The 20,864-nt window shown below is 73.1% G+C and carries 15 protein-coding genes; 6 read left to right on the plus strand and 9 right to left on the minus strand.

What is annotated here, in order from left to right; genetic code table 11:
• The first annotated feature begins 123 nt into the window (after positions 1-123).
• A complete protein-coding gene (locus ACZ6D7_RS24730; protein WP_469494554.1) occupies positions 124-2,172 on the plus strand; it encodes a beta-galactosidase in 2,049 nt (682 codons plus the stop codon).
• A gap of 121 nt (positions 2,173-2,293) precedes the next feature.
• Positions 2,294-4,321, plus strand: coding sequence for an RICIN domain-containing protein (locus ACZ6D7_RS24735; RefSeq protein WP_469494557.1), 2,028 nt, complete (start codon positions 2,294-2,296; stop codon positions 4,319-4,321).
• 6 nt (positions 4,322-4,327) lie between these two features.
• Here the strand turns inward: ACZ6D7_RS24735 and ACZ6D7_RS24740 are convergent, their stop codons facing one another.
• From ACZ6D7_RS24740 to ACZ6D7_RS24760, 5 genes are read right to left on the minus strand one after another with little or no spacing between them, the layout of a single operon-like run.
• Positions 4,328-5,230, minus strand: a complete 903-nt coding sequence (locus ACZ6D7_RS24740) for an STM4011 family radical SAM protein (RefSeq protein ID WP_469494560.1) — start codon at positions 5,228-5,230, stop codon at positions 4,328-4,330.
• A 10-nt stretch (positions 5,231-5,240) separates the two neighbouring features.
• Positions 5,241-6,572, minus strand: coding sequence for an STM4012 family radical SAM protein (locus ACZ6D7_RS24745; protein ID WP_469494563.1), 1,332 nt, complete (start codon positions 6,570-6,572; stop codon positions 5,241-5,243).
• Positions 6,569-7,384 (minus strand): STM4013/SEN3800 family hydrolase, encoded by an 816-nt coding sequence (locus ACZ6D7_RS24750; protein WP_469494820.1) that lies wholly within the window; start codon positions 7,382-7,384, stop codon positions 6,569-6,571. Before ACZ6D7_RS24750 ends, ACZ6D7_RS24745 begins: the two co-directional genes overlap by 4 nt.
• Positions 7,385-7,391: 7 nt before the next feature.
• Positions 7,392-8,633 (minus strand): STM4014 family protein, encoded by a 1,242-nt coding sequence (locus ACZ6D7_RS24755; protein ID WP_469494565.1) that lies wholly within the window; start codon positions 8,631-8,633, stop codon positions 7,392-7,394.
• On the minus strand, positions 8,630-9,589 hold the full coding sequence (locus tag ACZ6D7_RS24760; protein ID WP_469494568.1) for an STM4015 family protein: 960 nt from the start codon (positions 9,587-9,589) through the stop codon (positions 8,630-8,632). Before ACZ6D7_RS24760 ends, ACZ6D7_RS24755 begins: the two co-directional genes overlap by 4 nt.
• Positions 9,590-9,760: 171 nt before the next feature.
• Here ACZ6D7_RS24760 and ACZ6D7_RS24765 point away from each other — a divergent pair, with 171 nt between their 5' ends.
• Positions 9,761-10,087, plus strand: coding sequence for a hypothetical protein (locus ACZ6D7_RS24765; RefSeq protein WP_469494571.1), 327 nt, complete (start codon positions 9,761-9,763; stop codon positions 10,085-10,087).
• A 53-nt stretch (positions 10,088-10,140) separates the two neighbouring features.
• The gene (locus tag ACZ6D7_RS24770; RefSeq protein ID WP_469494574.1) at positions 10,141-11,196 is read left to right on the plus strand and encodes a DUF6745 domain-containing protein; all 1,056 of its coding nucleotides are present in this window, start codon (positions 10,141-10,143) and stop codon (positions 11,194-11,196) included.
• A 30-nt stretch (positions 11,197-11,226) separates the two neighbouring features.
• On the opposite strand, the gene ACZ6D7_RS24775 is transcribed toward ACZ6D7_RS24770, so the two are convergent.
• The gene (locus ACZ6D7_RS24775) at positions 11,227-11,949 is read right to left on the minus strand and encodes an FAD binding domain-containing protein (RefSeq protein WP_469494577.1); all 723 of its coding nucleotides are present in this window, start codon (positions 11,947-11,949) and stop codon (positions 11,227-11,229) included.
• A 179-nt stretch (positions 11,950-12,128) separates the two neighbouring features.
• On the opposite strand from ACZ6D7_RS24775, the gene ACZ6D7_RS24780 reads away from it, so the two are divergent.
• Positions 12,129-13,055 (plus strand): GNAT family N-acetyltransferase, encoded by a 927-nt coding sequence (locus ACZ6D7_RS24780; protein WP_469494579.1) that lies wholly within the window; start codon positions 12,129-12,131, stop codon positions 13,053-13,055.
• A gap of 39 nt (positions 13,056-13,094) precedes the next feature.
• Here the strand turns inward: ACZ6D7_RS24780 and ACZ6D7_RS24785 are convergent, their stop codons facing one another.
• Positions 13,095-14,246 carry a M23 family metallopeptidase gene (locus ACZ6D7_RS24785; protein WP_469494582.1) on the minus strand — a complete coding sequence of 384 codons (1,152 nt, stop codon included), beginning with the start codon at positions 14,244-14,246 and terminating at the stop codon, positions 13,095-13,097.
• Positions 14,247-14,471: 225 nt separating this feature from the next.
• On the opposite strand from ACZ6D7_RS24785, the gene ACZ6D7_RS24790 reads away from it, so the two are divergent.
• Positions 14,472-15,443, plus strand: coding sequence for an STM4015 family protein (locus ACZ6D7_RS24790; protein WP_469494585.1), 972 nt, complete (start codon positions 14,472-14,474; stop codon positions 15,441-15,443).
• A gap of 18 nt (positions 15,444-15,461) precedes the next feature.
• Here ACZ6D7_RS24790 and ACZ6D7_RS24795 read toward each other — a convergent pair whose 3' ends face one another.
• Both ACZ6D7_RS24795 and ACZ6D7_RS24800 read right to left on the minus strand, forming a co-directional pair.
• Positions 15,462-18,836 carry a pyruvate carboxylase gene (locus ACZ6D7_RS24795; RefSeq protein WP_469494588.1) on the minus strand — a complete coding sequence of 1,125 codons (3,375 nt, stop codon included), beginning with the start codon at positions 18,834-18,836 and terminating at the stop codon, positions 15,462-15,464.
• A 150-nt stretch (positions 18,837-18,986) separates the two neighbouring features.
• Positions 18,987-20,774 (minus strand): FAD-binding dehydrogenase, encoded by a 1,788-nt coding sequence (locus ACZ6D7_RS24800; RefSeq protein WP_469494591.1) that lies wholly within the window; start codon positions 20,772-20,774, stop codon positions 18,987-18,989.
• Positions 20,775-20,864: the final 90 nt, after the last annotated feature.

Here is a 20,864-nt window from a genome sequence, read left to right on the forward strand (position 1 = left end):
GAAGAAACCCCATCCCGCTCATTCACACCACACCCCAGCCCACCAACCCCCAAAACCCCCCCCCCCCCCCCCCCCCCCCCCCCCCCCCCCCCGCCCCCGTGCACCACCTTCGGAAGGACCGCCATGATCTCCACCCTCCAGTCCCGCATGCTGCGCGGGGCGGACGGTGACCCCGCTCCGCGTCTGGCCTACGGCGCCGACTACAACCCCGAGCAGTGGCCCCGGGACGTGTGGGAGGAGGACGTCGCGCTGATGCGGGAGGCCGGTGTCACCGTCGTCTCCGTGGGGATCTTCTCCTGGGCCCGGATCCAGCCGGGCCCGGACACCTGGGACTTCGGCTGGCTCGACGAGGTCATGGACCTGCTGCACGCGGGCGGGATCGGCGTCGACCTGGCCACCGCCACCGCCTCCCCGCCGCCGTGGCTGACCACGGCCCACCCCGAGATCCTCCCCGTCACCGCCAACGGCGAGACGCTCTGGCCGGGCGCCCGCCAGCACTGGCGGCCCACCTCGCCCGTCTTCCGCGAGCACGCCCTGCGCCTGGTCCGTGAGATCGCCGGCCGCTACAAGGACCACCCGGCGCTGGTCGCCTGGCACGTCTCCAACGAGCTGGGCTGCCACAACGTCTACGACCACTCCGACGACGCGGCCCGCGCCTTCCGCGTCTGGCTGCGCGCCCGCTACGGCACGCTGGACGCCCTCAACCACGCCTGGGGCACCGCGTTCTGGTCGCAGCGCTACAGCGACTGGGAGCAGATCCTGCCTCCGCGCCTGGCCGCCTCGCACCCCAACCCGACGCAGCAGCTGGACTTCAAGCGGTTCTCCTCGGACGCCCTGAAGGACCATCTGATCGCCGAGCGGGAGATCCTCCGGGAGATCACCCCCGGCATCCCGGTCACCACCAACTTCATGGTGATGGGCGCCACCAAGGGCATGAACTACCCGGACTGGGCGGGCGAGATCGACTTCGTCGCCAACGACCACTACGTCCACCCCGGCCCCCAGGACCGCGACGAGCTGTCCTTCTCCGCGAACCTCACCAGCGGCATCGCGGCCGGCCGGCCGTGGTTCCTGATGGAGCACTCCACCAGCGCCGTCAACTGGCAGCCCGTCAACGTGGCGAAGCGCCCCGGCGACCTGGCCCGTGACGCGCTGCTGCACGTGGCGCACGGCGCCGACGCGGTCTGCTACTTCCAGTGGCGTCAGTCGGCGGCCGGCGCCGAGAAGTACCACTCGGCGATGGTCCCGCACGCCGGCCGCGACAGCGACGTCTTCCGCGCCGTGACCCGGCTCGGCGCCACCCTCAAGGCCCTGGCCCCGGTCGCCGGTTCGGAGCGGGAGAGCGCCGCCGTCGGCATCCTCTACGACTGGGAGTCCTGGTGGGCGAGCGAGCAGGACTCGCACCCCACCTCCCTGCTCGACTACCGGCAGGAGGCCCTCGACTGGTACTCGGCGCTCCTCGCCCTCGGCGTCCGCGCCGACCTCGTCACCACCCGCGCCGACCTCTCCCGCCACCAGGTGCTGATCGCGCCCGTGCTGCACATGGTGCCCGCCGAGCTGGCCAAGGAGCTGACGCGCTACGCCGAGCAGGGCGGCCACCTCGTCACCACCTACTTCTCCGGGATCGTCGACGAGAACGACCACGTCTGGCTCGGCGGCTACCCGGGCGCCCTGCGCGAGCTGCTCGGCATCCGCATCGAGGAGTTCGGGCCGCTGCTCGCCGACGAGAGCGTGGAGCTGGACGACTCCTCCACCGGCAGCCTGTGGACCGACCGGATCACCCTCACCGACGCCGACACCCAGGTCCTGGCGCACTACAGCACCGGAGTGCACACGGGCCGTCCGGCGATCACCCGCCGTCCGACGGGCGCAGGTTCGGCGTCGTACGTCTCCACCCGGCTCGGCGTCGACGGGCTGCGGGCGCTGCTGCCCCGGCTGCTGGAACCGGCCGGGGTGAGCAGCGAACTCCCCGCGGACGTCCGGGGGTCCGTCGAACTGACCGTCCGCCGGAGCGAGCAGGGACGGTTCCTGTTCCTGGTCAACCGCACCGACGACACCGTGCCGGTGTCCGGGCTGGCGGGAGACGTCCTGATCGGCGGCGCCGCAGGCACCGACGCCGGGCTCGTCCTGGGCCCGCGCGAGGTCGCCGTACTGCGCCAGCCGACCGCCTGAGCACCGCACCGCACCCCTACGACTCCTCGGCACAGCATTCACCCGTGTCGAGGGCCATCCCCTCCTGCCCGCGCGGCCGGAGGGGCCCACCGCAGCGACCGCACCGCAGTTGGGAGCATTGATGGCACGCCGTATCCGCAGCAGACGGACTCTGACAGCCGCCGCGCTGACCGCCCTGGCCACCGGGGCCGCCCTGCTCAGCGTCCCCGTGCAGGCGCACGCCGAGGCCGCCGTCACCGTGACGCCGGACCCGTCGTACAGGCAGGACTCGTTCGAGGGCTGGGGCACCAGCCTGGTCTGGTTCGCCAACGCGACCGGCGACTACCCGCCGGCCGTCCGGGAGAAGCTCGCGCGGCTGCTCTTCGACGACGACGGTCTCGCGCTGAACATCGCCCGGTACAACATAGGCGGCGGCAACGCCCCGGACGTCAAGGACTACCTGCGGGCCGGCGGCGCCGTCGAGGGCTGGTGGAAGGCGCCCGAGGGCACCACCCGCGAGGACACCGACTGGTGGAGCGCGGACGACCCGGCGGACTGGAACAAGGACGCCGACGCCACCCAGCGGTGGTGGGTGGAGCGGATCAAGAACGACATCGACCACTGGGAGACGTTCAGCAACTCCCCGCCGTGGTTCATGACCGAGAGCGGGTACGTGTCCGGCGGATTCAACGCCAACACCGACCAGCTCAAGGCCGACTCGGTCGACGACTTCGCCGCCTACATGGCGGGCGCGACCAAGCGCCTGGAGAAGGCCGAGGGCATCAAGGTCGACACCGTCGACCCGTTCAACGAGCCCAACACCGGCTACTGGAGCACCCGGCTGGACGCGAACGGGCAGCCCGTCGGCGGCCGGCAGGAGGGCGCCCACATCGGGCCCGCGCTCCAGCAGAAGGTGCTCGCCGCGCTGGCGCCCGCGCTGAAGCAGGCCAAGGTCAAGGCCGAGATCTCGGCCATGGACGAGACCAACCCGGGCATCTTCGCGACGAACTGGAACTCCTACACACAGGCCTCCAAGGACCTCGTCGACCAGATGAACGTCCACACCTACGGCACCGGGCAGCGCACCACCGTGCGCGACCTCGCCAAGGCCGCCGACAAGCCGCTGTGGATGAGCGAGGTCGAGGGCGACTGGGGCGACGGGCAGAGCTTCACCGACATGCGGCCCGGCCTGGGCCTCGCCCAGCAGATCGTCAACGACCTGCGGGAACTGGAGCCCAAGGCCTGGGTGTTCTGGCAGCCGGTCGAGGACTACGACAACATGAAGCCGGGCGGCGAGTCCGCCAAGGGCGGCAACTGGGGCTCCATCCAGCTGTCGTTCAGCTGCACGAAGGCGGACACCCTCCAGTCCTGCCCGATCTACACGAACACCAAGTTCGACACCGCGCGCAACTTCACGCACTTCATCAAGCCCGGCGACAAGCTGATCAAGGTGGACGACACCTCCAGCGCCGCCGCCGTGACGAAGGACGGCAAGGGCGCCTCGCTCGTCCACGTCAACTCCACCACCGCGGCCCGCACGGTCACCATCGACCTGTCGAAGTTCCGCACGATCAAGGACGACGCGACCGTCACTCCGGTCGTGACCAGCGCCGACGGCAAGCTCCAGAAGCAGGCCCCGGTCAAGGTCGTGGACGGCAGGGCCGCCTACACCGTGCCCGCCCAGTCCGTGACCTCCTTCGCCGTCAAGGGCGTCTCCGGTGTCGCGAAGAACGCCGGCCTGTTCACCAAGGGGCACTCCTACACGCTGACCGGCGTCCAGAGCGGCAAGGCGGTCACCGTCGCGGCCAACGGCACCAACCTGGTCATCGGCTCGGCCAACGGAACCGTCGCCCAGGAGTGGCAGCTGGACGCCCGCCACGGCAAGACCGGCAACCGCCAGCGGTACGTGTTCGCCAACCCGGCCGAGGGCAAGCGGCTCGCCGTGCGCGACAACGTGCCCGTCGTCGAGCCGGACACCGGCGAGCGGGACCCGGCCACCGAGTGGATCATGTCGACCACCGGTGACGGCACCTGGACCCTGGTCAACGCGGCCACCGGACGCCTCCTGGAGGTCGGCGGCCAGGCGACCAACGAGGGTGCCGCCGTCACGACGTGGCAGGCCAACTCCGGTTCCAACCAGCGCTGGCGGGTCACGGACGTGACTCCGTGACGGCCGCTACCCGCTGACCTCCGCCCGCATCGCGATCGTCGTGATGCGGGCGGAGTGCTGTGCGGGGACCGCGGCCGGGACGCGTTCGAGCACGCCGCCCGCGAAGACGTCGTACAGCGGCAGTGTCTCGAGGTGGACGTACCCGATGTGGCAGTCGCAGACGGCGAGCGGGCAGGCGCGCGGGCGCAGGGCGGCCCGGTAGGAGCCGTCGTAGAGGTTGCCGAGTTCGGCGGGGACGAAGTGGCAGCGGCGGACCGTGCCCTCCCCGTCGACCGAGATCACCGACTCGCCGGTGCGGCAGGGCAGTCCGGCGCTCGCGTGCGGGTGCCGGCTGTACGGGAAGAGCGGGTCGAGGGCGGTCCAGACGCCGGCCTCCTCGTCGGTGTACGTGTGGCCCTCCGCGGCGTTGATCCAGAGGTAGACGTGCTCGGGCAGGTCGGCGCGCAGCCGGCCGGCCGCGTCGAGGTGGTCGGGCAGGCCGACGACGCCGACGCTGAAGCGGATGCCCCGGTCGGCGAGGTCGCGGCACTTGGTGAGGAAGCGGTCGTAGGGCGTCTGCCCCGGGTGGTAGGTGCACCACAGGGCGAGGGTGTCGGGGTCGGCCTCGGCCAGCCAGTCGGTGCGGCAGCTGAGGTTGGTCTGGATGGCCACCCGGCGGATGTGCGGGAGGTGGGACAGCTCCGTGAGGGTGCGCCGGTACCAGGAGCGGACCAGGCCCTCGCCCCAGGGGGTGAAGAGGATCGAGAGGCGGTCGCCGGTCTGGGCGGTGGCCCAGCGCGCGAAGCGGTCCAGCGCGGCGCGGTCGGCGCGCAGCTGGGCGGTCGAGTCACGGCGCTTGGCGAACGGGCAGTAGGGGCAGTCGTAGTCGCAGGAGGCGAGCGGGCCCCGGTAGAGGAGGGTCAGGTCCATGGCGGGCCGGTCACTTCCGCTCGTAGGCGGCCATCGCGGCGCGCACGGCCGGGGAGAACAGCTCGGGGCCGACGGCGTCGGAGTGGGCGAGGCCCTCGGGGGTGAGCCGGACGGTCCTGGAGTCCTCGGTCAGCCACCCCCGGTCGGCGAAGCGGGCGAGTTCCGGGCCGAAGTCGTCGGCGGGCGTCCTGCCGAAGCGGGCCCGGTAGTCGGCGATCCGGAGCCCCTCGGCCTGGAGAAGCGACTGCAGGAGGTGCCGGCGCCGGGCCTCGCGGGGATCCATGCGGTGGCCGACCTCGGCATGGGTGAAGTCGTCCGTGCCGACGTAGTCGTCGATGATGCCGCGGATCTCGTGCATGCCGACGGCGTAGTCGAAGGAATAGTGCAGTGCGGCCGTGTAGGAGCGGGCGCCGCAGCCCAGGCCGATCATGCCGTCGGTCTGGCAGGCGTAGTCGTCGGCGCCCTGGGGCGGGGCGTCGGCGCGGCGGAACATGCGCATGGACTGCTGGGTGTAGCCGTGCGCGAGGAGGTGGTCGCGGCCGGCCCGGTACAGGCGCAGCCGCTGTTCGTCCCAGGCCGGGTCGGGTCCGGGCTCCTGGCGGCGGTCGAGGCCGGTGAGGGGGCGGACGTAGAGCGGGTAGAGGTACAGCTCCTCGGGCCGCCAGGCCAGGGCCGCGTCCAGGGAGTGCCGCCAGCTGTGCTCGGTCTGGCCGTCGATGCCGTAGATGAGGTCGATGTTGAGGACCGGGATGCGCGTGTCGCGGATACGGGCCAGGGCGGCCTCCACGTCGGCGCGGCGCTGCGGGCGTACGGCGGCCCGGGCCTCGGTGTCGACGAAGCTCTGCACGCCGAGGCTGAGGCGGGTGGCGCCCCGGTCGGCGAGGACGGCGAGCCGGTCGGCGGTGGCGGTGGCGGGCGAGGCCTCGACGGACAGCGGGATCGCGGGCAGGTCGGCGCCCATGCGGTGCTCGGCGAGGTCGCAGAGGCGCTCCAGCTCGGGTGCGGTGAGGAAGGTGGGCGTGCCGCCGCCGAAGGCGGCCGTGGCGAACCGGACGCCGTCCGACTCGCCGAGGGCGTCCCGTACGGCGGTGGCCTGGCGTTCCAGGGCGTCCAGGTAGGCACCGGTCAGTCCGTCGGGGGCGCCGATGCGGGTGAAGAGGTTGCAGAAGCCGCAGCGGACCTCGCAGAACGGTATGTGCAGGTAGAGGGAGAGGGCGTCCTTGGGTTCGGCGGCCCAGAGGTCCTTCAGCGGCGGGCGGTCCTCGAGCCTGCGGTAGGCGGTCTTGTGCGGGTAGGCGTAGACGTAGTGCTGGTAGGGGCTGGTGAGCTGGGCGGTGGTCATCGGGCGGCCTCGGCGGGGTCCAGGAAGAAGTGGGCGTACGGCACGGTCCACACCGACTCGTGGCCGAGGCGGTGGCCGGTGTAGCCGTCGTCGCCGTAGGCGGTGCCGTGGTCGGAGCAGACGATCGCGAAGCAGGGGCGCCGGCTGCTCGCGGCGGCGAAGAGCCGGCCGATGTGCCGGTCGACGTATTCGAGGGCGGCGGCGTGCGTCGCGCGGCTGTCGCCGGCCTCGCGGGTCGCGCCGGGCAGGTGGAACCAGTTCGGCTGGTGCAGGGCGGAGACGTTGACGAAGAGGAACAGCCTTTGTTCGGCGGGGAGTTCGCCGATGACCCGCTCCGCGCGGGCGATCTGGTTCTCGAAGGAGTGGGGCGAGGTGACGCCGAACTCCGGCTCCCAGTGCGATTCGTGGAAGAGGCCGGGCAGCACCGAGCCCAGCGGGCCCTGCTTGTTGAAGAAGCCCACTCCCCCGACGCACACGGTGTGGTAGCCCGCCTTCGCCAGGCCGGAGACGAGGTCAGGGGTGTCGTACACGAAGGTGGCGCCGGCTGTCGTCTCGCTGCCCGCGAAGCTCGCGGCGAAGAGCCTCGGGTGGGGGCCGGGGGCGGCCGGGGTTGGCAGGAAGCCCGCGAAGATCGCCTGGTGGGAGGCGTAGGTGAAGCTGCCGGGGGCGTGGCGCTTCTCCCAGCGGCCGCCCGGGAGACGGCGGGCGAGGTTCGGGATGCGGCCCGCCGCTGCCAGCTCGACGGCCACGTCGTGGCGCAGGGTGTCGAGGGTGACCAGGAGGAGGTCGTGGGTGCCGACGACCTCGTTCATGTCGGGCTCAGGCATGGGGTGTTCCTGTTCTGTGCTGGTGGTGCGCGCCGCGCAGGACGGCCGCCACCTGGGTGGCGTAGGTGTCCAGGCCCTCGGCTCCGCTGCCGGGCAGGCCGGTGAGCCGGGGCAGCAGGTCGCCGAAGGCGTTGACCTCGCCGACGGCGGCTCGGCGCCAGCCGACGGCCGGCAGCAGGTCGACGCCGACGCAGAGGGTGCGCGGGAAGCAGGCCGCCGCCTGTTCGCACACGCCGAGCAGGTCGGCCCAGCGGGCACCGGCCGCTTCGACGGCCCGCCGGGCCGCGTCGAGGTCGCCCCGGCTGCCGCCGAGGTGGAGGTTGGTCATGGGCGAGCGGCTGGTGCGCAGCACCGCGTGGGTGGCCCGCCCGGCGACGACGACGACCCGGAGGTCGGCGGCGCGGCCTTCCTGGGAGGCCTTGGGCAGCCAGCGTTCGAGGTGCAGGCCGTCCGGGGCGAGGGCGTCGACGATGGTGGCGAGGTCGTGCTCGCGGTCGTAGCGGCGGACTTTGAGGGAGTTGTGCAGGTGGCCCTCCGGGGTGAGTTCCACGGAGGTGGTGGCCCGGATCCGGCCGCGGCCGCCCGTCTCCACGGCGAGGACGCCCGACGCGGACGACCCGTGCGCGGGCTTCACGAAGAGCCGGGGCATCCGGTGCTCGCGCATCAGCGTCCGTACGTCGTCCCAGCCGCGCACCGGCGCGCCGCCCGGGCCCGAGGTGGGCGAGGCGGGGACGGGGACCCCGGCCGCGTCGAGGACGCCGTGGCAGAGCCGCTTGTCGAAGAGCACGGCGAGGTCGTCGGGGTCGTCGAGGCGTTCGCCGCCGCGCAGTGCGCGCAGGGCGGCGGTGAACCCGGCGTACCAGCGCCCGGAGCCCTCGACCCGGGTGGGGTCGTCGAGGCCGCGCAGGACGCGGTCCACCTCGGCGTTCTCCCCGGGTGAGTCGACGCGCACCGTCTCGTCGGCGGCGAAGTCGGCTCCCCCGTCGCGCAGGACGTCCTTCCAGGGGACGATGCGCGGGCCGGGCAGGCCGGCGGCGCGCACCGCCTCCGCGAAGAGGGCGACCCGGCGGTTCTCGGGGTTGCCGACGACCGCGAGGCGGGGCCGGTCCCGGGGCGGTGCGGGCAGGTGCGGTGCGGCGGTCACGCGTGGTGCGGTCGTTGACGGTGCAGTTGTTGACGGTGCAGTTGTTGACGGTGCGGTCGTTGACGGTGCGGTCGTTCGCGGTGCGGTCATTCGCCCACGGCGACCCAGCGCCAGACCGTGCCGTCGTCGTCCGCGTCCTCGTCGGCGTCGTCGCGGTCGAGGTCCACCTCGACGCCCGCGGTCTCGAGCGTCTGCCGGAGGCGGTCCAGCAGCGGCTCGGTGAGGTAATGGTGGTGCAGGTCGAGCTTCTTGAGGTGGGTGAGGGGCTGGCCGCCGAGCAGGGCGGCGGCGCCCTCGTCGGTCAGGACGCCCATGGAGAGGTCCAGCACCTCCAGCCGGGCGACCACGGGCGCGGAGGCGACGGCCGCGGCGACGGCGTCCTGCATCTCGCTGTTGCGCAGCGCCAGGTGACGCAGCCGCGGCAGACGGGCGCCGGACAGGAGGGGTTCCAGGTCGGCGGGCTCGCTGTCGCCGCCGTACTCGGGGGTGCCCAGCCACAGGTCGAGGTGGTCCAGCGCGGGCAGGTCGCTGCCGCCGATACCGCGCACGACCTCGGCCGGCAGTCCGCCGCTCTCCACGACGAGTCTGCGCAGCGCGCCGTGGCGCACCGCGTTCAGGCGCAGTCCGGAGCCGCCGCGCACGCCCAGCTCCTCCAGCGCGGGGAAGCCTTCGAGCAGCGGCGTCACGTCGGTCTGGTTGATCCAGGAGATCTCGCACTCCTCCGACTCCATGTCGCCCAGGAAGAGCGCGCGCAGGGCCGGGAAGCGGTCCCGGGCGGCCAGCAGGGCCTCGACGACGTCGGAGGATTCGGTGTCGTAGGCCTCCTGCCAGGCGCCCACGATCAGGGCCTTCACCCGGGTGGTGTCGACGGTGTCGCAGAAGCGGGCGAAGGCCGTCGTCCACTCCTCGTCGGCGTCGTAGACGTCGCTGGTGATCCGCCAGGCGACGGCGTCCGGGGCGGGCAGGTCGTCCGTTCGCCCGTCCGGGCCCGGGAAGGTGTGGGCGGGCAGCCGGTACAGCGCGACGAGGTGGGTGGCGTGGGACATGCGGCTGCTCCTGAGCGGAATGAGAGTGCGGTCCGTGATGCCCGCAGTTCTACCAACAGCCACTGACAACGCCCGTCGGCGGGGGCGGGCTTCGGGGCGTTGTCAGTGCCGGCTCGTACGGTCGTGGTCATGAGGCCGGTGCGCGGTGCACCCGGCGGTGAGGGGAGAGCCATGTACCGGCAGGGAGACGTGCTGATCGTGCCCGTGGCGACGGAGGCGGTGCCGGCGCATGTGGCGCGGGCCCCGAAGGAGCGGCGCGACGGGCGGGGCCGGCTGGTGCTGGCGCTGGGCGAGGTCACCGGGCACGCCCACGCGGTCGTGGGGCCGGGTGACCTGGTGCGGGAGCCGGGGCCGTTCGGTCCGCTGCTGCTGCACCTGCCGCAGGGCGGCCGGGTGGTCCACGAGGAGCACGCGGCGATCCCGCTGCCGAAGGGCTGGTACCGGGTGATCAGACAGCGGGAGTACGTGCCCGGATCCGTGCGGATCGTGGCGGACTGAACCGAGAGCCGGGCCGAACGGAGCCGGCCGGACAGAGAGGGAGGCAAGGGCGCATGAGCGGCACGGACATGCTGGACGCGACGGTGGCGGAGGCCCCGTCCGACGACCTGCGCGCGTGGCGGGCGTGGGCCTCGTCGACGGTCCCCGCGGACCGCGCGGCGGCCGAGGAGGGGATCCGCGAGGCGTACCGGCGGGCGGGGCTCGCGGAGCCGGAGCGGGTGGTGTGGGCCGGTTCGCCGCGCGAGGCGGTCACGCTGGTGCGGGAGCTGACGGATCCCGGGCCCAGTGTGCGCGAGGCGGTCCGCAGCGTCCCCTGGGCGCGTGAACGGAGCAGGATGCACGCCGAGCTGGGGGCCGCGGGCTGGTCGGCGCACTGGGCGGCGACGGGCGGCCGACTGTGGGAGTCCGCACAGGCGCTGGTGGACCGGATCCGCGCCGGCGTCCTGGAGGAGCTGGCCGGCGGCGACAGCGGGCAGGCGGCCACGGCGGTCCGGCTGATCCTGCTGGACGCCGTGCTCGGGCAGCACGACGCGCCGTGGCTCGCCGCGTTCCCCACAGACGCCGACGGCCCGCTGGACGGGCTGGCCGCGGTGTGCCGCAACGCCGGCTGGTGGTGGCCGTTCGCCCGGGTGGCGGTGGTGTGCGAACGGCCGGTGGCCCTGCATCGCGACGAGGCGGGCCGGCTCGACCACGGGGACGGCCCGGCGCTCGCCTATCCCGACGGCTTCGCCCTGTACGCCTGGCGCGGTATGCCCGTCCCGGCGGAGTTCCTCGCGGAGCTGCCCTCGCTCACCCCGGAGCGGATCCGGTCCGAGGAGAACGCGGAACTACGCCGGGTCATGCTGGAGTACTACGGCTACGACCGCTACCTGGCGGACTCCGGCGCCCGCCCCGTCCACCGGGACGAGACGGGCACGTTGTGGCGGATCGACCTCGTGGCCGACGAGCCGGTCGTGATGGTGGAGGTCCTCAACTCCACCCCGGAGCCGGACGGCACGCACCGGACGTACTGGCTGCGGGTACCGCCGTCGACCCGTACGGCGAAGGAAGGGGTCGCCTGGACGTTCGGACTGCACCCGGACGTGTACGCGCCGGTGCGCGAGACATGAGGCCGCCGTGGTGCGCCGAAGGTCCGGGGCTCAGCCGGCGGCGGCGCGGGCCAGCACGTCCGTGACCTGCGCACGGACCGCGTCCCGGGCCGTGGCGGGCAGTCCGCCCAGCTCCGTGCGCTCCAGCGCGTGGAGGGCCTGGTCGGCGTCCGGGGCGTACGGCGTGGTCTCGCTGATCACCTCGTAGCCGTCACGGACGGCCACGCGCAGCTGCCCCGGGCCGGCCCCGTCGGGGTGCACCGCGGCCGCCACGAGGAGGGGCGGCGGACCGCCCGGGTCGCCCTCCAGCTTGCGGTAGGCGCTGGCCAGCGGGGTGCGCCAGCGCAGGCCCAGCAGGAGCTGCCGTTTGGCCACCACCTCCGGCAGGTCGGTCTCGTACACGCCGTCGGACTCCAGGACCGTCGCCCGGGCGTCCAGGACGAGGGCCGCGGGGAGCAGGTCGCGCAGGGTGCTGCCGACGATGTTGCCGCCGACCGTGGCCGTACGGCGCACCGCGCCCGTGCCCACCCGGGAGGCCGCCCGGTGCAGCGCCTCCGGCACGGTGGCGTCCACGCGGTGCAGGAGCACGGCCCCGCCCACCTCCTCGGGGCCGACGGTGTTGGCCTCGGGCAGCTTGCGCAGGGAGACGGCCTGCTCGGGGAAGCCGTCCCGCTGCCAGGCGGCCCACACGAGCGTGGCCCCGCCGATCGGCACCGCCCCCTCCGCGAGACAGCGCTGTGCTTCGGCTATGGAGGTGGGAAGACGCAACTGCACGACAACCGACCTGCCTTCCCGGGTAGTTCGGGGCGGGGCATGGCTCACCCCACCCGCATGATCACTGGCAGAACGGATTCTGCCCAGGTACGCGGGGGCGCATACAGGGCTCACGGCGGCACCTCGCACCACCTCAAAATGCGTTGCGGGCGAACCCCCGCCCCCCGACCCTGGGACGCATGTCCTACGTCCTGCGTCCCGCCGGCCTCGCCGACGCGCCCGCCGTCACCGCTCTGCTCAACGAGATCGACCTGATCGAGATCGGCCGGCCCGAGACCGATCTGCACACCGTCGAAGCCGACCTGAAGCATCCCGAGGCCGATCTGGACCGGGACTCCTGGCTCGCCTTCGACGGGGACCGTCTGGTGGTCTACGGGCTGCTGTGGGACGAGTCCGGGGGCGAGCGGATCGACATCGACCACTACGTCCTGCCCGACCGTCAGGAAGTGGGCCTGACCGTCCTGGAGGCGATGGAGGCGCGGGCGCTGGAGAAGGCCCGGGAGAACGGCGCCGAGCGGGCCGTGGTGCACCTGCACCTCAACACCCGGCCCACGCTGGACACCTCGCTGATCGAGGACCGGGGCTGGTCCGTCGTACGGCGCTACCACGTGCTGCGCCGGGCCGTGGACCCGGCCGACGACCTGGCACCGGAGCTGCCCGCCGGGGTGCGGCTGCGGCCCTGCGCCGACGCGGCGGACCGGGTGCGTGTGCACGAGCTGTACCAGGCCGGTTTCGCCGACCACTTCGACTTCCAGCCGCGCGCGTACGAGCCGTGGCTGCACGATGTGGACGCCGCGGGGCTCGACTGGTCGCTGGTGTGGATCGTCTCGACGGACGACCTCGGGGACGTCGGGTTCCTGCTGGCCCGGGACGACCGCGAGGCGATGGGGTGGATCCGGGGCATCGGCGTGCTGCGCGAGGCCCGGGGCCGCGGCCTCGCCGGTCTTCTGCTGCGGCACGCGTTCGCGGCCTTCGCCGCCCGGGGCCGGGACGTGGTCGGGCTCGGTGTGGACACCGCCAACGCGACCGGTGCGCCCCGGCTCTACGCCCGGAACGGGATGACGGTCCACTACGCCGTGGACACCTGGGAGGCCGTCCTGCGGTGACCGCGAGGGCATCGGCTCCTGCCCCCGCGGGTGCGGCCGTCAGCCGGACACCGTGAGCCACGGCTGCGGATCGGTGTAGTAGCCGTCGTAGATCACCTCGAAGTGCAGATGGGGTCCGGTGGACAGGCCGGTGGAGCCGACCCGGCCGACGGGCGTGCCGGTGCGCACGCTCTGGCCGGCGGTGACGTCGATGCGGGACAGGTGGCTGTACGTCGTCTGGAGCCGCTTGCCCCCGATGGTGCCGTGGTCGACGACGACCCGGTTGCCGTAGGCCTTGGTCATGGCCGCGAACACCACCTGGCCGTCGCGGGCCGCCGCGACCCGGGCGCCCTGCGGCGCGCCGAAGTCCACGCCGGTGTGGAGTTTGGTGACGCCGGTGAGGGGGTGCCGGCGGGAGCCGTAGGGGGAGGTGACGGTCAGGGTGGTGACGGGTGCGGTCAGGATCGCGTTCGCCTGTGCGCCGTCGTCGACCGGGTCGTCCCGGTCGAACTCCTCGTACGTCGCGAACAGCGCCTTCACCTCGGTGAGGTAGGTCTTCGCGTCCGCGGGGACGCGCCCCGCCTCGGCCACCGCGTCCGTGCCGACGGCGTACGCGGCGAGGGTGAGGTCCACGAGGTCCCCGTTCACCGTGCCGTCGGTTCTGAGGTCGGTGACCTCCCGGGCGAGGGAGCAGTCCTGGCGGCCGAGGGCCATGATGGCGTCGGCCCGGTCGCGCGGCGAGGAGGTCCCGTTGCCGTCGTCGTCCTTGCCCCAGGTCCGCCACTCCTGGTCGGTGAAGGCGGCGATGCCCTGTTCGCCGGAGGGGCCGCCCCCCTCGTCGTCCCAGCCGGTGAGCTGGTCGATCTGGGCGGCCAGGACGGACGGCGTGACGACCGTGCAGGCGTCGGCGGCCTTGCGCAGCCAGGGGCCGTAGGTCTCGTTGACGCCGCTCGCCGCGTCCTGCTGCGGGCTGCCGCCCTCGGTCCGGTCCTGCGGGAGACCGCCGGTCAGGGCCACCAGCCCGGCCACCGCGGCGAGGGTGAGCACTCCGGGCAGGACGAGGAGAGTGAAGGCGCCGGGGCCCGTGCGCCGGGGGCGGGAGGCCGGTGGTGGCGCGGGGGACGCTTCCGGGGCGGTGCCGGCCGGCCGCGCGGGGACCTCGTCCGAAGGGGTGTCGCGCGCGGGTGTCCCGAGGGCCTGCTCGTCGCTCACGCGGCGGGCTCCGGACGGTGCGTCAGCGGCCGCCGCGCGAAGGTGCGGTTGTTCACGCACGGACGCTAGCCGCCCGCCCGTCGCGCGTCACCGGACGCGGGGGCAGACCTGTTGCCCTCACGGGCAGCGGCCCCCGGGGGACGGTCGGAGCGGGTTGGTAGAAAGTACGGCGCCGGGGCCGCACCGAGGAGTGCCGGCCCCGCCCGCTCCCGGAAGGTTCCTGCCTTGACCCTGGGTCACATCTCCGAACTGCACGGCCTGCCGGTGTTCGCGTTCCCGCTGCCCGGCGACGGCCCGGCGGCCCTGCCCGCGACGGAGTCCGTCGCCTGGAAACTCGTCCGGCACGAGGGCGAACCGGAGGAGTTCGACGCGTGCTGGAACCGCTTCCTGGACACCGTGGACCCGGCGCGGGTACGTGCCCTGGTCCTCGGGGCGGGGGCCTACGGAAGCGAGTCGGACGCCGCGGACGGGCCGGACGGGACGGCGGCGCGGCTCGCCGCGGCGGCGGACCGGCTGACGGGCCTTCGGGCCCTCTACCTCGCCGACCTCGACTTCCAGGAGTCCGAGCTGTCGTGGATCGTCCAGGGTGACGTCAGCCCGTTCCTCACCGCCTACCCGGAGCTGGAGGAGCTGGCCGTGCGCGGTTCGGGCGGCGGCTTCGGCGACACGCCGGGGCTCGTGTTCCAGCCCCTGCGGCACGCGCGGCTGCGTGTCCTGCGGTTCGAGAACGGCGGGCTGCCCGCCCAGGTGGTGCACGGTCTCGCCGCCTCGGACCTGCCCGCGCTGGAGCACCTGGACCTGTGGCTCGGCGAGGAGTGGTACGGCCGTGACACCACGGTCGCCGACCTCGCGCCGATCCTGGACGGCTCCCGGCTGCCCGCGCTGCGCCGGCTGGGACTGCAGAACGCCGACATCCAGGACGAGGTGGCCGCCGCCGTCGCCGCGGCCCCCGTGGTGGCCCGGCTGTCCGCCCTGCACCTGGGCCGGGGCACCCTGTCGGACACCGGTGCCGAGGCCCTGCTGAGCGGTCAGCCCCTGGGGCATCTCCAGGAGCTGGACCTGCACCATCACTATCTGTCCGACCCGATGGCGGAGCGGGTGCGCCGGACCCTGGAGCCGTACGGCGTGCGGGTCGACCTGTCCGGCCAGGAGGCGACGGACACCCCGGACGAGCGATACGTGGCCGCCGGCGAGTGAGCGCCGGCGGCCGTCGGCTCACCCCACGACGACGAGCAGGTCGCCGCCTTCCACCTGCTGGATGCGGTTGATGGCCAGCCTGCTCACCCGGCCGCCCTTCGGGGCGGTGATGGTGGCCTCCATCTTCATCGCCTCGATGGTGGCCACCGTGGCGCCGGCCTCCACCTCGTCGCCCTCGGCGACCGCGAGGGTGACCACGCCCGCGAAGGGGGCGGCGACATGGCCGGGGTTGGCGCGGTCGGCCTTCTCGGTCACCGGGATGTCGGAGGCCGCCGCCTGGTCGCGGACCTGGATGGGCCGCAGCTGGCCGTTCAGGGTGGACATCACGGTGCGCATCCCGCGTTCGTCGGCCTCGCCGACCGCCTGGAGCTCGATCAGCAGCCGGACCCCGGGTTCGAGGTCGACGGCGTACTCCTTGCCCGGGCGCAGCCCGTAGAAGAAGTCCTTGCTGTCCAGGACGCTGGTGTCGCCGAAGGCCTGGCGGTGGGTGTCGAAGTCGCGGGTCGGGCCGGGGAAGAGCAGCCGGTTGAGGGTGGTGCGGCGGGACTTCTCCAGGCCGTCGCGGTCCTCGGCGGAGAGGTCCGTGACCGGCTTGGCGTCGGCGCGGCCTTCGAGGGCCTTGCTGCGGAAGGGCTCCGGCCAGCCGCCGGGCGGGGTGCCGAGCTCGCCGCGGAGGAAGCCGATGACCGAGTCGGGGATGTCGTACCGGTTCGGGGCCGCCTCGAAGTCCTCGGGGGACACGCCGGCGCCGACCAGGTGCAGGGCGAGGTCGCCGACCACCTTGGAGGAGGGGGTGACCTTCACCAGGTGGCCGAGGATGCGGTCGGCGGCGGCGTACATCGCCTCGATGTCCTCGAAGCGGTCGCCGAGGCCGAGCGCGACGGCCTGGGTACGCAGGTTGGAGAGCTGGCCGCCGGGGATCTCGTGGTGGTAGACGCGCCCGGTCGGGGAGGCGAGGCCCGCCTCGAAGGGGGCGTAGATCCGGCGGACGCTCTCCCAGTAGGGCTCCAGGTCGCCGACGGCCTGGAGGTCGAGGCCGGTGGGGCGTTCGGAGTGGTCGGTGGCGGCGACGAGCGCGGACAGCGAGGGCTGCGAGGTCGTCCCGGCCATGGAGGCGACGGCGCCGTCGACGGCGTCCGCGCCGGCCTGGATCGCGGCGAGGTAGGTGGCGAGCTGGCCGCCCGCCGTGTCGTGGGTGTGCAGATGGACCGGCAGGTCGAACTCGCGGCGCAGCGCGGAGACCAGCTTCGCGGCGGCCGGGGCGCGCAGCAGGCCGGCCATGTCCTTGATCGCCAGGACGTGGGCGCCGGCCTCGACGATCTGCTCGGCGAGGCGCAGGTAGTAGTCGAGGGTGTAGAGGCGCTCGTTCGGGTCGGACAGGTCGGAGGTGTAGCAGAGCGCGACCTCGGCGATCGCGGTGCCGGTCTCGCGGACGGCGTCGATGGCGGGGCGCATCTGGCCGACGTCGTTGAGCGCGTCGAAGATGCGGAAGATGTCGATGCCAGTGGCGGCGGCCTCCTGCACGAAGGCGTCGGTGACCTCGGTCGGGTACGGGGTGTAGCCGACGGTGTTGCGGCCGCGCAGCAGCATCTGGAGGCAGATGTTGGGGACGGCGTCGCGCAGGGCGGCCAGCCGCTCCCAGGGGTCCTCGGCCAGGAACCGCAGGGCGACGTCGTAGGTGGCGCCGCCCCAGCACTCCAGGGAGAGCAGTTCGGGCAGGGTGCGGGCGACCAGCGGGGCGGAGGCGAGGAGGTCCTTGGTGCGCACCCGGGTGGCGAGCAGGGACTGGTGGGCGTCGCGGAAGGTGGTGTCGGTGACGCCGATGGTCGGCGACTCGCGCAGCCAGCGGGCGAAGCCCTCGGGGCCGAGGTGGACCAGCCGCTGCCGGGAACCGGCGGGCGGCTCGCCGGCCGGGGTCGCGGGCAGCTTGGTGGTCGGCTCGATCAGGTCGGGCCGCTCGCCGTGCGGCTTGTTCACCGTGACCTCGGCGAGGTAGGTGAGCAGCTTGGTGCCGCGGTCGGCGGAGTGGCGGGCGGTGAGCAGGTGCGGGCGCTGCTCGATGAACGAGGTGGTGACCCGCCCGGCCTGGAAGTCGGGGTCGTCCAGGACGGCCTGGAGGAACGGGATGTTGGTGGCCACGCCGCGGATGCGGAACTCAGCGACGGCACGCCGGGCCCGGCCGATCGCGGCCTGGAAGTCGCGGCCCCGGCAGGTGAGCTTGACCAGCATGGAGTCGAAGTGCGCGCTGATCTCCGTACCGGCATGGGTGGTTCCGCCGTCGAGGCGGATGCCCGAGCCGCCCGGGGAGCGGTAGGCGCTGATGCGGCCGGTGTCGGGACGGAAGCCGTTGGCGGGGTCCTCGGTGGTGATACGGCACTGGAGGGCGGCGCCGCGCAGGGTGACCGTGTCCTGGGACAGGCCGAGGTCGGCGAGGGTCTCGCCGGAGGCGATGCGCAGCTGGGCCTGGACCAGGTCGACGTCGGTGACCTCCTCGGTCACCGTGTGCTCGACCTGGATGCGGGGGTTCATCTCGATGAAGACGTGGTTGCCGTCGGGGTCGAGGAGGAACTCGACGGTGCCCGCGTTGCGGTAGCCGATCTCGCGGGCGAAGCGCACGGCGTCGGCGCAGATCCGGTCGCGCAGCTCGGGGTCGAGGTTGGGCGCGGGCGCCAGCTCGATGACCTTCTGGTGGCGGCGCTGGAGGGAGCAGTCGCGCTCGAAGAGGTGGATGACGCCGCCCGCACCGTCGGCGAGGATCTGCACCTCGATGTGGCGGGGGTCGACGACGGCCTTCTCCAGGAACACGGTGGGGTCGCCGAACGCGGACGCCGCCTCGCGGGAGGCCGCCTCGATGGACTCGCGCAGCGTGGCCGGGTCCTCGACGCGGCGCATGCCGCGCCCGCCGCCGCCCGCGACCGCCTTCACGAAGACCGGGAAGCCGATCTCCGCGGCTGCGCGCACCAGTTCGTCGACGTCGTTGGAGGGCGCGGAGGAGCCGAGCACGGGGACGCCCGCCGCGCGGGCCGCCGCGACCGCGCTCGCCTTGTTGCCCGTCAGTTCGAGGGTGCGGGCGTCGGGTCCGACGAAGGTGATGCCCGCTTCCTCGCAGGCGCGAGCGAGTTCGGGGTTCTCGGAGAGGAACCCGTAGCCCGGGTAGACGGCGTCGGCGCCCGCCCGGCGGGCGGCGCCGACGATCTCCTCTACGGAGAGGTAGGCGCGGACCGGGTGGCCCGGTTCGCCGATCTCGTACGCCTCGTCGGCTTTCAGCCGGTGCAGCGAATTGCGGTCCTCGTGCGGGAAGACCGCGACCGTGCGCGCACCCAGCTCATAGCCGGCGCGGAACGCACGGATCGCGATCTCGCCACGGTTGGCGACCAGCACCTTGCGGAACATCCTGGACCCCTTCAGCCTGCCGGTGACGGGACCCATCGTGGCGGTGAGTGACCGGGTTGGCCATGTGAGTCGGGCCACTCACCGCATGTCTCGCTCGATTGGACCGTGATCTGAAAGGCTGCCGGGTCACGACCGTGTCCGGCGAGGCGGTCAGGTCGCGGTGGCCGCCGCCGCGGCGCGTCCGGCCTGCCGTCCGGAGAACAGGCAGCCGCCGAGGAAGGTGCCCTCAAGGGAGCGGTAGCCGTGGATTCCGCCGCCGCCGAAGCCGGCGACCTCCCCGGCCGCGTACAGACCGGGCACGGGGTTCCCGGACGTGTCCAGGACGCGCCCGGAGAGGTCGGTCTGGAGGCCGCCGAGGGTCTTGCGGGTGAGTACGTTGAGCCGTACGGCGATCAGCGGCCCGGCGCTCGAGTCCAGGATCCGGTGGATGGAGGCGGTGCGGCTGAGCGAGTCGCCGGTGTAGTTGAGGGCGTTGCGGATGCCCATGACCTGGACGTCCTTGGTGTAGGGGTTCTCGATCTCCCGGTCGCGGGCCTCGATCTGCCGCTTGAGGTCGGCCAGGTCGATCAGGTTGTCGCCGGTGAGCTTGTTCATGCCGGCGACGAGGTCGGTGAGGGTGGTCGCGACGACGAAGTCCTCGCCCTTGTTCTTGAACTTCTCGATCGGCTCCGGGGTCTGCCAGATCCGGGACAGCAGCTGCCAGACGTTCTTGTTGGTGAGGTCCGGGTTCTGTTCGGAGCCGGAGAGCGCGAACTCCTTGGCGATGATCTTCTGGGTGGTGACGAACCAGGAGTAGTCGTAGCCGGAGTCGGTGATGGTCTTGAGGGTGTGCAGGGTGTCGTAGCCCGGGATGTCGGGGGTGTCGAACCGCTTGCCCTTCGCGTCGAACCACATCGAGGACGGGCCGGGGAGGATGCGGATGCCGTGGCCCGGCCAGATCGGGTCGTAGTTCCTGAGGCCCTCGGTGTAGTGCCACATGCGGTCCGGGTTCACGATCCGGCCGCCCGCCTTCTCGGTGATGGCGAGCATCCGGCCGTCGACGTGCGCGGGGACGCCGGTGACCATGTATTTCGGCGCGGTGCCCATCCGGGCGGGCCAGTTCTGGCGGACGAGGTCGTGGCTGGCGCCGATGCCGCCGGAGGTGACCACGACGACCGGGGCGCGCAGCTCGAAGTCGCCGACGACCGTGCGGGAGCTGGGCTTGCCGCGGGCCGCGCCGCTGGGCTCGAGGATCGCGCCGCGCACACCGGTGACGACGCCGCCGGTGGTGACGACCTCGTCGACGCGGTGGCGGAACTTGAAGGTGACCTTGCCCGCGTCGACCGCGGCCCGCACCTTCTTCTCGAACGGCTCGACCACGGCGGGGCCGGTGCCCCAGGTGACGTGGAAGCGGGGCACCGAGTTGCCGTGTCCCGTGGCGAGGCCGCCGCCGCGCTCCGCCCAGCCGACGATCGGGAACCACTGCACACCGAGCCCGGACAGCCAGGACCGCTTCTCGCCGGACGCGAACTCGACGTAGGCCTTGGCCCATTTGTACGCCCAGTGGTCCTGGCCCTTGGGGTCGTCCACGCCGCGGTCGAAGCCGGCCGTGCCCTGCCAGTCCTGCCAGGCCAGGTCGTAGGTGTCCTTGACGCCCATCAGACGCTGTTCGTCGGAGTTGACGAAGAACAGCCCGCCGAAGGACCAGAAGGCCTGGCCGCCGAGGCTCGCCTCGGGTTCCTGGTCGAGGAGCAGCACCTTGCGGCCGGCGGCGGCGAGTTCGGCGGTGGCGACCAGTCCGGCGAGTCCGTGGCCGACCACGATCGCGTCGGCGTCCTGCGACTCGGCGCCGAAGGCGGGGAAGGCCTGGGCGGCGAGGCTCGCGCCCGCGAGGACTCCGCCGGCCACGGTCAGGGCGCGGCGGCGCGTGATGCCGGCGGCGTCTTCGGGGGTGTCCATGGCGGCTCTCCTGGGCGATGCGTGGGGTGTGACCGGGGGCGCGGGGTGTTCCTGCGACACCTGCGCTGTTACCGTCGGTAGCCCAACAGG

This window comes from Streptomyces sp. NPDC041784 (assembly GCF_055591025.1).

Coding starts and splice junctions, on each gene's coding strand:
- ACZ6D7_RS24730 (WP_469494554.1), top strand. CDS start 124: ATGATCTCCACCCTCCAGTCCCGCATGCTGCGCGGGGCGGACGGTGAC.
- ACZ6D7_RS24735 (WP_469494557.1), top strand. CDS start 2,294: ATGGCACGCCGTATCCGCAGCAGACGGACTCTGACAGCCGCCGCGCTG.
- ACZ6D7_RS24740 (WP_469494560.1), bottom strand. CDS start 5,230: ATGGACCTGACCCTCCTCTACCGGGGCCCGCTCGCCTCCTGCGACTAC.
- ACZ6D7_RS24745 (WP_469494563.1), bottom strand. CDS start 6,572: ATGACCACCGCCCAGCTCACCAGCCCCTACCAGCACTACGTCTACGCC.
- ACZ6D7_RS24750 (WP_469494820.1), bottom strand. CDS start 7,384: ATGAACGAGGTCGTCGGCACCCACGACCTCCTCCTGGTCACCCTCGAC.
- ACZ6D7_RS24755 (WP_469494565.1), bottom strand. CDS start 8,633: ATGACCGCACCGCGAACGACCGCACCGTCAACGACCGCACCGTCAACA.
- ACZ6D7_RS24760 (WP_469494568.1), bottom strand. CDS start 9,589: ATGTCCCACGCCACCCACCTCGTCGCGCTGTACCGGCTGCCCGCCCAC.
- ACZ6D7_RS24765 (WP_469494571.1), top strand. CDS start 9,761: ATGTACCGGCAGGGAGACGTGCTGATCGTGCCCGTGGCGACGGAGGCG.
- ACZ6D7_RS24770 (WP_469494574.1), top strand. CDS start 10,141: ATGAGCGGCACGGACATGCTGGACGCGACGGTGGCGGAGGCCCCGTCC.
- ACZ6D7_RS24780 (WP_469494579.1), top strand. CDS start 12,129: ATGTCCTACGTCCTGCGTCCCGCCGGCCTCGCCGACGCGCCCGCCGTC.
- ACZ6D7_RS24795 (WP_469494588.1), bottom strand. CDS start 18,836: ATGTTCCGCAAGGTGCTGGTCGCCAACCGTGGCGAGATCGCGATCCGT.
- ACZ6D7_RS24800 (WP_469494591.1), bottom strand. CDS start 20,774: ATGGACACCCCCGAAGACGCCGCCGGCATCACGCGCCGCCGCGCCCTG.